Below are 13,458 nucleotides of genomic sequence, written 5' to 3' on the forward strand. Positions count from 1 at the left end.
CTCCTACAGGAATGTGTCGTTCAAAGGATTGGCGTACGACACATTCCTGTAGGAGCGAGGCTTGCCCGCGAATGGCCTCGACACGGTCTCCCCCATTCCATCTGTATGGAAGTTGTAACTGTGCGAACCGGATCAATAAAGTTAGAGTCTGATGGTTTCACGCAGGCTCGGACCTTAACCCCTGCGCACCTCCAAGGAGTTTTCATGCACAGTTTCCGCCGCAGCGCCGCCCTTCTTGCCCTTAGCGTTGGCACCGTCGCCAGCCTCCCGGCCCTGGCCGCCGACGAACTTCATTACAACCAGATCGCCCTGCGTGCCGAAGTCAGCCAGGAAGTGGCCCGCGATCAGATGATCGTGACCCTCTACACCGAAGAACAGAACACCGACCCGGCCAAACTCGCCGCCGACGTCAGCACCACCATGAACAAAGCGCTGGCCCAGGCCAAACAAGTCAAGGAAGTCACCCTGCGCCAGGGCAGCCGCAACAGCTACCCGATCTACGACACCAAGGGCCAGAAAATCACCGGCTGGCGTGAACGCGCCGAGCTGCGCATGGAAAGCTCCGACTTCGCCGCACTGTCGAAGCTGACCGGCGAACTGCTGACCGACCTGAAAATGGGTGGCATGGACTTCGCCATCGCCACGCCAACGCGCAAGGCCAGCGAAGATGCGCTGCTTAAAGAAGCTGTCACCGCCTTCAAGGCCCGCGCGCAGCTGGCAACCGATGCGTTGGGTGGCAAAGGTTATAAAATCGTCAGCCTGAACCTGAACAGCAACGGTTATCCACAGCCGTACATGCGTGGGCCGATGATGATGAAAGCGGCCGGCATGGATGGCGCTCCGGTGACGCCAGAGGTTGAGGCCGGCACCAGCCAGGTGAGCATGACGGCGGATGGCGCGATTGAAGTGTTGATGCCTTGATTCGATAACCCGTACACAGAAACGGCGGTCACTGAAGTGATCGCCGTTTTTTGTTGCCTGGCGGAAAGCCGGCAGGTTTGTCTGATGATTTTGTGGTGATTGATCCACCGTCATCGCGAGCAGGCTCACTCCTACATGGGATCAGAGTCGTACACAAAACCCATGTACACACTCGCCCCCAGTGGGAGCGAGCCTGCTCGCGAAGAACGATAACGCGGTCTACCCCGGATCAACGTTATCCAGCGCCCGATTCACTGCCAACTCCGCCAGCATGATGATCTGCTGAATCGCCAACACCGTATTGCGCTGCGGGCCGATCAGGTTTGCTGCGAAATCACTGGCCATGACACTGGCAGACGCCAATGACTCGCAAGCTTGTGCCAGGAGACTTTCGCTGTCCATGTCCGGGGCGACCATGAACATGGTGCTGGGACGGCGGGGTTTGGGGGCGTATTGGTCGGGGGGATCGAGGTAGTAATCGAGGGCGCGCTTTATGGCTTCGTGATCCTTGAGGAGCGTTTCGGCTTCGGTGGCTTCGGCGTTGGGGGTTGTGGTGTTGAAGGGTGGATCGGGGATTAACTTATCCATGGAAAAACTCCTACTTAAAATGGGAGCCATCCATTGTCGTTTCCACACGACAAATAGGTGGCGGCTGCACGCAGGGTGGAAATACCGGTTAGTAGGACCCGGCCAGACCGAAGTCTGCCCACGCACAGCCGCCATGACGCAGTTTGCAGACGAACGAAGACGTCGGCAATAAATACGATGGTCCAGCTATGCGGCTACTAAGGGATCCAGGTTTCCACGCCCGGTCGCTCAAATTGCAGCGACGACCAAAGGTTAGAAGGACTGCTTCCTACCCGGCAACCTGAAAAATGCGTGGGAAATCGCTGTGTTTTTTACACATCTTTCAACAAACAAAAATGAAACGCGGAGCCTCCCGGGCGGCATTCCCACGCGGAGCATGGGAACGATCAATCGGGAGCAACAGAAAGAGACAGGTCGGCTGTCAGGCCGCCTTCGCGGGCAAGCCTCGCTCCTACAGAGGACTGGGGTCATCTGGAAGCAAGGATCGGCAAACAGGCTCGTCGCCAACACTTGACCTATGCATATCCGTCATAAAAAGCTCAGGGATAAGACGCTCAACACGTGGAAAACAGCCAATAGTGCTACCGCAAGCAGCAGACAGGTTGCACCCTTGGTTCTACCCGCCACTCCCACGTAGCCTCCATCACCTACGGGATCCAAATCATCCCCACAGATGTCCACTGCCAGACAGTAACGCAACAATCTGCCCCCACAGACACAACAACCCTTTAAACAACAAACACCTACCCACCCAACTACAACTCAATCTCATTCACGCCCACACCTCTCATCCACGCCCCTCAAAGATGGGTATAAATAAGTAACACCTCGCTCCAACCGGGTGCGAAAGTCGTGCCGATTGCCCCGTCGCGGTGCGCCAGATGCACCGAAAAAACCCTGCGCAAACGGTCAAATGCGCATGAATTTATACATATGCGACATTAAGGTACGTTCGTGCCACCGTTTAACGCCTGTGGTCGCTCCGGATCTTGCAATGGGTATGGCCCCTGCATAAGTATCCGCAGGCACGACTCACGAGGTCGTCCTCTAATTCCAAAAATGACAACAAATCATGAGGCCAACATGCTTAAACACGCGGTCATTCCGTTTTTAGTCGGCGCAGGCTTGTTAGCCTCCGCACCCTTCGCCCAAGCGGCGACTAACCTGGTGTTTTGCTCCGAAGGGAGCCCGGCCGGTTTTGATCCTGGTCAGTACACCACCGGAACCGACTTCGACGCCTCTGCAGAAACCATGTTCAACCGCCTGACCCAGTTCGAGCGCGGCGGCACCGCCGTGATTCCTGGTCTGGCGACCAAGTGGGACATCTCCGATGATGGCCTGACTTACACCTTCCACCTGCGTGAAGGCGTTAAGTTCCACACCACCCCGTATTTCAAGCCGACTCGTGAGTTCAACGCCGACGACGTGCTGTTCACCTTCAATCGCATGATTGACAAGAACGACCCGTTCCGCAAAGCGTACCCGACCGAATTCCCGTACTTCACCGACATGGGGATGGATACCAACATCACCAAGATCGATAAAGTCGACGACCACACCGTCAAGTTCACCCTTAAAGAAGTTGATGCCGCGTTCATCCAGAACATGGCCATGAGCTTCGCCTCCGTCCAGTCCGCCGAGTACGCTGCCCAGCTGCTCAAGGAAGGCAAGGCCGCCGACATCAACCAGAAGCCGGTCGGCACCGGTCCGTTCGTGTTCAAGAGCTACCAGAAAGATTCCAACATCCGCTACACCGGGAACAAGGACTACTGGAAGCCTGACGACGTCAAGATCGACAACCTGATCTTCGCCATCACCACCGACCCGTCGGTGCGTATTCAGAAGCTGAAGAAGAACGAGTGCCAGATCACTCTGTTCCCACGTCCGGCCGACCTGAAGGCGCTGCAAGAAGACAAGACCTTGAAGGTGCCTAACCAGGCTGGTTTCAACCTGGGTTACATCGCCTACAACGTGATGGACAAGATCAAGGGCAGCGATCAGCCGAACCCGATGGCTCAATTGAAAGTGCGTCAGGCACTGGACATGGCCGTCAACAAGCAGCAGATCATCGACTCCGTCTACCAAGGTGCTGGTCAACTGGCCGTCAACGCCATGCCGCCAACCCAGTGGTCTTACGACACCACCATCAAGGATGCGCCGTACAACCCTGAGAAAGCCAAAGAGCTGCTCAAGGAAGCCGGCGTCAAGGAAGGCACCGAGATCAACCTGTGGGCGATGCCGGTACAGCGTCCGTACAACCCGAACGCCAAACTGATGGCTGAAATGCTGCAGTCCGACTGGGCCAAGATCGGTATCAAGGCCAAGATCGTGACCTACGAGTGGGGCGAGTACATCAAGCGCTCCAAAGGCGGCGAAAACGGCGCGATGCTGATTGGCTGGAGCGGCGACAACGGTGACCCGGACAACTGGCTGAACGTGCTGTTCGGCTGCGACTCGCTGCAGGGCAACAACTTCTCCAAGTGGTGCGACAAGAAGTTCGACGGCATCGTCAAAGAGGCCAAGCGCACGACCGATCAGGGCAAGCGCACCGAACTGTACAAACAGGCGCAACACGTCCTCAAAGACGCTGTTCCAATGACACCTATCGCTCACTCGACGGTGTTCCAACCCATGCGCGACAACGTGCAGGACTTCAAGATCAGCCCGTTTGGCTTGAACTCCTTCTACGGCGTCAGCGTCAGCAAATAAGGTTTTGCAACGGCGACGTATTTAACGTCGCCGTTGTTTTATCTGCCGAGAAAGTAGGAAAACGCCTACATCCAATTCCGTCACGGATGACCGTCGTGATGTCGGATGCGTTGCCTTTTCCCACAAGTCTTTCGGACTCTACGCATTTACTGCCGGACCCACGGCTCATACCGTCGGGATCTGACCAGTTCATGCGTGGGCTCTCGGTTTTGCTGCATGGCATGGTTTGAACTCAGTGATGCCTCCACGTCTGCTGACGGGACGGCGGTTCATTGAAGACACTTAGAGAACAAGAAAAGGGAGCGTCATGCGCCATACCTTGGTTTTATCCGCATTGCTGGGCACCGGCCTGTTGGCCGCCACTTCCATCAGCCAGGCCGCCAATAACAGCCTGGTGTTCTGCTCCGAAGGCAGCCCGGCTGGCTTCGACACTGCGCAGTACACGACATCGACCGACAACGATGCCGCCGAGCCGTTGTACAACCGATTGGCAGAGTTTGAAAAAGGCGCCACCAACGTCGTACCCGGCCTGGCCACTCGCTGGGATATTTCCGAGGACGGCCTCAAGTACACCTTTCACCTACGCGAAGGTGTGAAATTTCACACGACCAAGTACTTCACGCCGACCCGTGATTTCAACGCCGATGACGTGCTGTTCACGTTCAATCGCATGCTCGATCCGCAGCAACCTTTCCGTAAGGCTTATCCGACCGAGTTCCCGTATTTCAACGGGATGAGCCTGAACAAGAACATCGCCAAGGTCGAGAAGACCGGGCCGCTGACCGTGGTCATGACGCTCAACAGCGTCGACGCCGCGTTCATCCAGAACATCGCCATGAGCTTCGCCGCTATTCTGTCCGCCGAATACGCCGACAAACTGCTGGCCGAAGGCAAGCCGAGCGACATCAACCAGAAGCCGATCGGCACTGGCCCGTTCGCCTTCAAGAGCTACCAGAAAGATTCCAACATCCGCTACACCGGCAACAAGCAGTACTGGGACCCGAGCCGGGTCAAGCTCGACAACCTGATCTTCTCGATCAACACCGACGCGTCGGTGCGGGTGCAGAAGCTCAAGGCCAATGAGTGCCAGATCACATTGAGCCCGCGCCCCGCCGACGTTCCCGCGTTGAAGAACGACCCGGCACTCAAGCTCATCGAGAAGCCCGGCTTCAACCTGGGCTACATCGCCTACAACGTGCGCCACAAGCCTTTCGACCAGCTCGAAGTGCGTCAGGCGCTGGACATGGCGGTGAACAAGCAGGGCATTCTCAACGCCGTTTACCAAGGCGCCGGTCAATTGGCCGTCAACGCCATGCCACCGACCCAATGGTCCTACGACGACACGATCAAGGACGTTGCCTACAACCCGGAAAAAGCCAAGGAACTGCTCAAGGCTGCCGGCGTGAAAGAAGGCACCGAAATCACCTTGTGGGCGATGCCCGTTCAGCGCCCTTACAACCCGAACGCCAAGTTGATGGCCGAAATGCTCCAGGCTGACTGGGCAAAAATCGGTCTCAAAGTGAAGATCGTCAGCTATGAATGGGGCGAGTACATCAAGCGCACCAAGAATGGCGAACACGACGTCAGCCTGATTGGCTGGACCGGCGACAATGGGGACCCGGACAACTGGCTCGGCACGCTTTACAGCTGCGACGCCATTGGTGGCAACAACTACTCCATGTGGTGCGATCCGGCTTACGACAAGTTCATCAAGCAGGCCAAGGTCGTCACCGACCGCGACCAGCGCACCGTGCTCTACAAACAGGCGCAGCACTACCTCAAGCAACAAGTGCCGATCACGCCTATCGCCCATTCAACGGTTAACCAGCCGTTGAGCGCCAAAATCGAAGGATTCAAGGTGAGTCCATTCGGTCGTAACGTGTTCTCGGGCGTCAGTATCGACCAATAACCGATTAGCCAGAACGCTGGGGGCGCATTGCGCCCTCACGCAAACGTATTGCCGTAATTCGCCAATCCGGCATAAAGCAAACGTTTGCGAAGCCTTGTATGTGTTCTAAACCAAATAGCCGGATCACCAAAAAAGACCGGCATTAAAAAAAAGAAAGTAAGGAGCTTCACCCATGAAACTGAGCAGCACCGCGTTATTGGCCCTGGCCATCAGCAGCGTAACCGCCTCGGCTTACGCAGAAACCCAAAGCCAGGCTTTCACCCCGGTTACCGTGAAAGAGAAAAGCGCCCAAAGCGAAGCCACCGGCTTTGTTGAAGGCCAATCGATCACCGGTTCCACGCGTAACTGGTATGCGAATGAGTCGTTCAAGCGGGGCGCGACGCTCAACTATCGTAAAAATGGTGAGACTCGTACGACTGACCGTCGAATCAACTGGGTTCAAGGCACGATCATCAAGTACAACTCGGGCTTCACCGAGGGTACTGTCGGTTTCAGCACCGAAGTGGCGGCGTACAACGCCATTGCTCTGGACCGCGATCGCAAAGACCTCGCATCCGGCAACGGTGGTGCTCCCGAGCCAGGTCGTGGCGGCCGTGGCAACAACCGTACTTTGACTGAAAATGGCGGTGACGCTGTTGATCAGTGGAGCAAACTGGGCCTGGCCAACGTCAAGGCGCGTTTCTCCAATACCACACTGACTGCCGGTCGCCAGAACTTCAGCAGCCCGCAAGTAGATGTCATCGGTAACCGTCCACTGCCTTCGAGCTTCGAGGGTGTCAGTCTGCACAGCGAAGAGTTGGAAAACCTGACTTTCGACATCGCCACCTTTGACCGTAACTCGCCGCGTACCGAACAGAGCCAGCGCAAATTCCGTTCCGAATACGGCGACGGTACCGCTGAAGCCGATCACGTCAACACCGCCGGTATCACCTACACGCCGTTCGCCAGCCTGACCACCAGCCTGTGGGGCACCCAGGCCGAAGACCTGTGGAACCAGTACTACTTCGGCGCCACCCACGTTCTGGGTGACAGCTCGGTACTGAGCCTGACCACCGGCCTGAATTACTACAAAACCGTCGACGAAGGCAAAAAGCTGCTGGGCGAAATCGACAACGACACCTACTCCCTGTCGTTGGGCCTGACTCACCAGGCCCACAGCCTGACCTTCTCGTACCAGGAAGTGAACGGTAACGAGTACTTCGACTACCTGCACGAAACCAACGGCATCTACCTGGCCAACTCCCTGCTGTCGGACTTCAACGGCCCGAACGAAAAATCCTTCCAGATTGCATATGGTCTGAACATGGCTGAATACGGCATTCCAGGCCTGAAGTTCAACATCTACCAGGCTCGTGGCTGGGGCATCGACGGTACTCACTATGCCGGCGGCGGTTACGACGGCGTGCAGTCGATGGACGGCGAAACCCACTATGAATACGGCATTGGTACTTCGTACGCCGTACAGAGCGGCCCGCTCAAGGCCACGGCTATCCGCGCGACCTACACCGCTCACCGCGCCAGTGATAACCAGGCGGATGGCAGCCTCAACGAGTTCCGTCTCGTGACCACCATCCCGTTCAACATTCTGTAATACACCTGCCGAACGGCTGATTCAGTGACGAATCGGCCGTTCGGCTTTTGTCCTTTAACCGATTGCAGAGGGTTCTTGATGAAAATGCTTCCCCTACGTGCGGCCATTGCAGCCGCGTTGCTGAGTGTCGCTGTTGGCGTCTCGGCCAAACCTCTGGTGGTCTGCACCGAGGCCAGTCCGGAAGGCTTCGACATGGTCCAGTACACGACTGCAGTCACAGCCGATGCGGTGGCCGAAACCATCTTCAATCGTCTGGCGGACTTCAAGCCCGGCACCACTGAAGTGATTCCGGCACTGGCCGACTCCTGGGAGATCAGCGAGGACGGTCTGACCTACACGTTCCACCTGCGTAAAGGCGTCAAGTTTCACACCACCGAATACTTCAAGCCGACCCGCGACATGAACGCCGACGACGTAGTCTGGAGTTTCCAGCGTCAGCTGGACCCGAACCACCCATGGCACAAACTGTCGAGCGTGGGCTTCCCGTACTTTGAAAGCATGGGCTTCAAGGAACTGCTGAAAAGCGTCGAGAAAGTTGACGACAACACCGTCAAATTCACCCTGACCCGTCGCGAAGCGCCATTCCTGGCCGACATCGCCATGGCCTTCTCCTCTATCTATTCCGCCGAGTACGCCGACCAGCTGCTCAAGGCGAACAAGACCGGCGACCTGAACAACAAACCGGTCGGCACCGGCCCGTTCATTTTCCAGCGTTACGCGAAGGACGCGCAGGTTCGCTTCAAGGCCAACCCGGACTACTTCCGTGGCAAGCCACCGGCTGATGCGCTGATCCTGGCCATCGCCACCGATAACAACGTGCGCCTGCAAAAGCTCAAGGCCAACGAGTGCCAGGTCGCGCTGTATCCGAAACCGGATGACATCCCGAGCATCAAGAAAGACACCAACCTGAAGGTTGATGAGATGAACGCGATGACCGTTTCCTACATCGCCATGAACACCTCGCACAAATACATGAGCGATGTGCGTGTGCGTAAGGCTATCGACATCGCGTTCGACAAGGCGGCTTATGTCAACGCGCTGTTCGGCAAAGGCAACGCAACAGTGGCGGTCAACCCGTACCCGGACACCCTGCTGGGTTACAACCACGAGCTGAAAAACCCGCCACGTGATCTGGACAAGGCTCGTGCCCTGCTCAAGGAAGCGGGCGTGCCGGAGGGCACTGTTTTCACGCTGTTCACCCGTAACGGCGGCGGGCCGACCAACCCGAACCCGATGCTCGGCGCGCAGATGATGCAGGCTGACCTGGCCCAGGTCGGGATCAAGGTCGACATTCGCGTCATGGAATGGGGCGAAATGCTCAAACGCGCCAAAAACGGCGAGCACGATATGGTTTCCGCCGGATGGGCGGGCGACAACGGCGACCCGGATAACTTCCTGACGCCTATGCTCAGTTGCGAAGCCGCGAAGAACGGCGAAAACTATGCGCGCTGGTGCAATGACAAGTTCCAGGCACTGATCGACCAGGCCCGGGAAAAAACCGATCCGGCCGAGCGGGCAGCGCTGTACGAACAGGCCCAGGTTATTTTTAACCATGACCAGCCATGGATCAGCATGGCGCACACTAGAATGTTCACCGCAATGCGCAACAACGTAGAGGGCTATCACATTAGCCCCCTCACCACTAATAACTTCGCCACCACCCAGGTGAAGTAGATAAGAAAACTCCCGGTGTCCCTGACTCCAGGGACACCAGGCACGCCTAACCGGCTGATGAGGTACACCACAAGATGTTTAGTTTTATTGCCCGCCGATTGGGGTTATTGATCCCCACATTCTTCGGCATCACCTTGCTGACTTTCGCGTTGATTCGCATGATTCCTGGCGACCCCGTGGAAGTGATGATGGGCGAACGTCGGGTCGACCCCGAAATGCACGCTCAGGCAATGGAACGCCTTGGCCTGAACAAACCGCTGTATGCCCAGTACCTGGACTACATCGGCAAGTTGGCCCACGGCGACCTTGGCGAATCCCTGCGTACCCGTGAAAGTGTCTGGACCGAGTTCAGCTCTCTATTCCCCGCGACCCTGGAACTGTCCATGGCCGCGCTGTTGTTCGCCGGCATCCTGGGCCTCCTGGCCGGGGTGATCGCGGCACTCAAGCGAGGATCCCTGTTCGACCATGGGGTGATGGGCATCTCCCTGGCGGGATACTCGATGCCGATCTTCTGGTGGGGCCTGATCCTGATCATGTTCTTCTCGGTATCCCTGGGCTGGACCCCGGTGTCCGGGCGGATCGACCTGCTCTACGACATCGAGCCGCGGACCGGCTTCATGCTGATCGACACGCTGCTGGCCGATGACGTCGGTGCGTTCTTTGATGCCCTGCATCACCTGATCCTGCCGGCCATCGTACTCGGTACCATCCCGCTGGCGGTGATTGCGCGGATGACCCGTTCGTCGATGCTCGAAGTGCTGCGTGAAGACTACATCCGTACCGCCCGCGCCAAAGGCCTGTCGCCGTCGCGCGTAGTGTTCGTGCACGGTTTGCGCAACGCGCTGATCCCAGTACTGACCGTGGTCGGCCTGCAAGTCGGCACATTGCTGGCCGGTGCGGTTCTGACCGAAACCATCTTCTCCTGGCCCGGCATCGGCAAATGGCTGATCGAAGCCATTGGCGCACGGGACTATCCCGTGGTGCAGAACGGCATCCTGTTAATCGCCTGCCTGGTGATTCTGGTCAATTTCGTAGTGGACATCCTCTACGGCTTTGCCAACCCACGCATTCGTCACCAGCGCTGAGATCATCATGACCATGACCACTCCAGCTTCAACTCAAAATCAAGCGGTAACAGTCGATCAAAGCCTGCTGTACCCGTCCCCGTACAAAGAATTCTGGCAAGCGTTTTCCAAGAACAAAGGTGCCGTTGCCGGCCTGATGTTCATGCTGCTGGTGATTTTCTGCGCGATCTTCGCGCCGTGGGTTGCCCCGCACAACCCGAGCGAGCAATACCGTGACTTCCTGTTGACCCCGCCGTCCTGGCTGGAGGGCGGGCAGATCCAGTTCCTGCTCGGCACCGATGAACTGGGGCGCGACCTGCTGTCGCGCCTGATCAACGGTTCGCGCCTGTCCCTGCTGATCGGCTTGTCGTCGGTGGTGATGTCGCTGATTCCGGGCATCCTTCTGGGCCTGTTCGCCGGCTTCTTCCCGAAACTGCTCGGCCCGACCATCATGCGTCTGATGGACATCATGCTGGCCCTGCCGTCCCTGCTGCTGGCGGTGGCGATTGTCGCCATCCTCGGCCCTGGCCTGATCAACACCATTATTGCCATCGCCGTGGTTTCGTTGCCGTCCTATGTTCGTCTGACCCGCGCTGCGGTGATGGGCGAATTGAACCGCGACTATGTGACCGCCGCGCGTCTGGCCGGTGCCGGTCTGCCACGCCTGATGTTCGTCACCGTGCTGCCCAACTGCATGGCGCCGCTGATCGTTCAGGCCACCCTGAGTTTCTCTTCGGCGATTCTCGATGCCGCGGCACTGGGCTTCCTCGGCCTTGGCGTACAACCGCCAACCCCTGAGTGGGGCACCATGCTGGCTTCGGCTCGCGACTACATCGAACGCGCCTGGTGGGTGGTAAGTCTGCCTGGTTTGACCATTTTGCTCAGCGTGCTGGCAATCAACTTGATGGGCGACGGTCTGCGCGATGCGCTGGACCCGAAACTCAAGAACGCCGCCTGAGGAGATTCAAATGTCACTGTTAGAAATCAAGAATCTCAACGTTCGCTTCGGCGACAAGAACGCGGTTCCGGTGGTCGACGGGCTCGACATTACCGTGGACAAGGGCGAAGTCCTGGCCATCGTTGGCGAGTCGGGTTCCGGTAAATCCGTGACCATGATGGCGCTGATGGGCTTGATCGAGCACCCTGGGATCGTCACCGCCGACGCGCTGAATTTCGACGGCAAGAACATGCTCAAACTCAGCAACCGTCAGCGTCGGCAAATCGTCGGCAAAGACCTGGCCATGGTCTTCCAGGACCCGATGACCGCGCTGAACCCGAGCTACACCGTCGGCTTCCAGATTGAAGAAGTGCTGCGCCTGCACCTGAAAATGTCCGGCAAGCAGGCCCGCGCACGCGCCATCGAACTGCTGGAAAAAGTGGAAATCCCGGGCGCCGCCAGTCGTATGGACGCCTACCCGCATCAGCTTTCCGGCGGTATGAGCCAGCGTGTTGCAATCGCCATGGCGATTGCCGGCGAACCGAAACTGCTGATCGCCGACGAACCGACCACGGCATTGGACGTAACGATCCAGGCGCAGATCATGGACCTGCTGCTGGCGTTGCAGAAAGAGCAGAACATGGGCCTGGTGCTGATCACTCACGACCTCGCGGTCGTGGCCGAAACCGCTCAGCGTGTGTGCGTGATGTACGCCGGCCAGGCGGTTGAAGTGGGTCAGGTTCCTCAGTTGTTCGACATTCCGGCACACCCTTACAGCGAAGCGCTGCTCAAGGCGATTCCGGAACACAGCCTGGGTGCCACGCGCCTGGCCACGTTGCCGGGCATCGTTCCCGGTCGCTATGACCGTCCGCAGGGTTGCCTGCTGTCGCCACGCTGCCCGTATGTGCAAGACAGCTGCCGCGCCCAGCGTCCAGCCCTGGACCCGAAAAGCAACAGCCTCGCCCGCTGCTTCTACCCGCTGAATCAGGAGGTGGCGTAATGGCCGTCGTACTTACCGCCCGCGACCTGACCCGTCACTACGAAGTGTCCCGTGGCCTGTTCAAGGGCCATGCGACCGTGCGCGCCCTGAACGGTGTGTCGTTCGAACTGGAAGCCGGCAAGACCCTCGCCGTTGTAGGTGAGTCGGGCTGCGGCAAATCCACCCTGGCCCGCGCCCTGACGCTGATCGAAGAGCCCTCCTCCGGCTCCTTGAAAATCGCCGGGCAGGAAGTCGCCGGCGCCGACAAGTCCCAGCGCAAGCAGTTACGCAAAGACGTGCAGATGGTGTTCCAGAGCCCTTACGCCTCGTTGAACCCTCGGCAGAAAGTCGGTGATCAACTGGCCGAGCCGCTGCTGATCAACACCAGCCTGAGCGCCTCGGAACGTCGCGAGAAAGTACAGGCGATGATGAAGCAGGTAGGCTTGCGTCCTGAGCACTATCAGCGTTATCCGCACATGTTCTCCGGCGGTCAGCGCCAGCGGATCGCCCTCGCTCGCGCGATGATGCTGCAACCGAAAGTGCTGGTCGCGGACGAACCGACCTCGGCGCTGGACGTATCGATTCAGGCGCAGGTGCTCAACCTGTTCATGGATTTGCAGCAAGAGTTCAACACCGCCTACGTGTTCATCTCCCACAACCTGGCAGTGGTTCAACACGTCGCCGATGACGTGATGGTGATGTACCTCGGCCGCCCGGTGGAAATGGGTCCGAAGAACGACATCTACGAGCGTCCTCTGCACCCGTACACCCAGGCGCTGCTGTCGGCCACCCCGACCATTCACCCGGACCCGAACAAGCCGAAGATCAAGATCGTCGGCGAACTGCCCAACCCGCTGAACCCGCCGTCCGGCTGCGCATTCCACAAGCGCTGCCCTTACGCGACCGAGCGCTGCAGCACCGAAGAGCCGGCCCTGCGCCTGCTCGACAGCCGTCAGGTGGCTTGCCACTACGCCGAGCAGTTCCTCGACGGCGCCGCGTAACAAACTGTGGGAGCGAGCCTGCTCGCGATAGCGTTTTCTCAGTCGACTTAGATGTTGACTGGAATATCGCCTTCGCGAGCAGGCT

At 58.2% G+C, this 13,458-nt stretch carries 10 protein-coding genes; 9 read left to right on the forward strand and 1 reads right to left on the reverse strand.

Annotated features, from left to right (window positions below):
- Positions 1-204 precede the first annotated feature (204 nt).
- Positions 205-921 carry an SIMPL domain-containing protein gene (locus QMX98_RS25120; protein ID WP_010463403.1) on the forward strand — a complete coding sequence of 239 codons (717 nt, stop codon included), beginning with the start codon at positions 205-207 and terminating at the stop codon, positions 919-921.
- A 219-nt stretch (positions 922-1,140) separates the two neighbouring features.
- Here the strand turns inward: QMX98_RS25120 and QMX98_RS25125 are convergent, their stop codons facing one another.
- Positions 1,141-1,509: a DUF6124 family protein gene (locus QMX98_RS25125; protein ID WP_282411529.1), complete on the reverse strand. Its 369-nt coding sequence runs from the start codon at positions 1,507-1,509 to the stop codon at positions 1,141-1,143.
- 1,083 nt (positions 1,510-2,592) lie between these two features.
- Between QMX98_RS25125 and QMX98_RS25130 the strand changes: the two genes are divergently transcribed.
- The 8 genes from QMX98_RS25130 (at position 2,593) to QMX98_RS25165 (ending at position 13,373) form a co-directional block, all read left to right on the forward strand.
- On the forward strand, positions 2,593-4,218 hold the full coding sequence (locus QMX98_RS25130) for an ABC transporter substrate-binding protein (RefSeq protein WP_010463407.1): 1,626 nt from the start codon (positions 2,593-2,595) through the stop codon (positions 4,216-4,218).
- 307 nt (positions 4,219-4,525) lie between these two features.
- Complete coding sequence (locus QMX98_RS25135) at positions 4,526-6,127, forward strand: ABC transporter substrate-binding protein (RefSeq protein WP_010463409.1); 1,602 nt, start codon at positions 4,526-4,528, stop codon at positions 6,125-6,127.
- 172 nt (positions 6,128-6,299) lie between these two features.
- Positions 6,300-7,718, forward strand: a complete 1,419-nt coding sequence (locus tag QMX98_RS25140; RefSeq protein WP_010463411.1) for an OprD family porin — start codon at positions 6,300-6,302, stop codon at positions 7,716-7,718.
- A 78-nt stretch (positions 7,719-7,796) separates the two neighbouring features.
- Entirely contained in the window at positions 7,797-9,392 is a 1,596-nt protein-coding gene (locus QMX98_RS25145) for an ABC transporter substrate-binding protein (protein WP_282411530.1), read from the forward strand.
- Positions 9,393-9,466: 74 nt separating this feature from the next.
- Positions 9,467-10,477 carry an ABC transporter permease subunit gene (locus QMX98_RS25150; RefSeq protein WP_007900379.1) on the forward strand — a complete coding sequence of 337 codons (1,011 nt, stop codon included), beginning with the start codon at positions 9,467-9,469 and terminating at the stop codon, positions 10,475-10,477.
- A gap of 13 nt (positions 10,478-10,490) precedes the next feature.
- Positions 10,491-11,414 (forward strand): ABC transporter permease subunit, encoded by a 924-nt coding sequence (locus QMX98_RS25155; protein WP_010463416.1) that lies wholly within the window; start codon positions 10,491-10,493, stop codon positions 11,412-11,414.
- Between the two features lie 10 nt (positions 11,415-11,424).
- Entirely contained in the window at positions 11,425-12,393 is a 969-nt protein-coding gene (locus QMX98_RS25160; RefSeq protein WP_010463418.1) for an ABC transporter ATP-binding protein, read from the forward strand.
- Positions 12,393-13,373, forward strand: coding sequence for a peptide ABC transporter ATP-binding protein (locus QMX98_RS25165; protein WP_102594419.1), 981 nt, complete (start codon positions 12,393-12,395; stop codon positions 13,371-13,373). The genes QMX98_RS25160 and QMX98_RS25165 overlap by 1 nt, the downstream gene beginning before the upstream one ends.
- The last annotated feature ends 85 nt before the right edge of the window (positions 13,374-13,458 follow it).

The organism is Pseudomonas sp. PS02303, from assembly GCF_029959925.1.
Classification (GTDB): domain Bacteria; phylum Pseudomonadota; class Gammaproteobacteria; order Pseudomonadales; family Pseudomonadaceae; genus Aquipseudomonas; species Aquipseudomonas mandelii.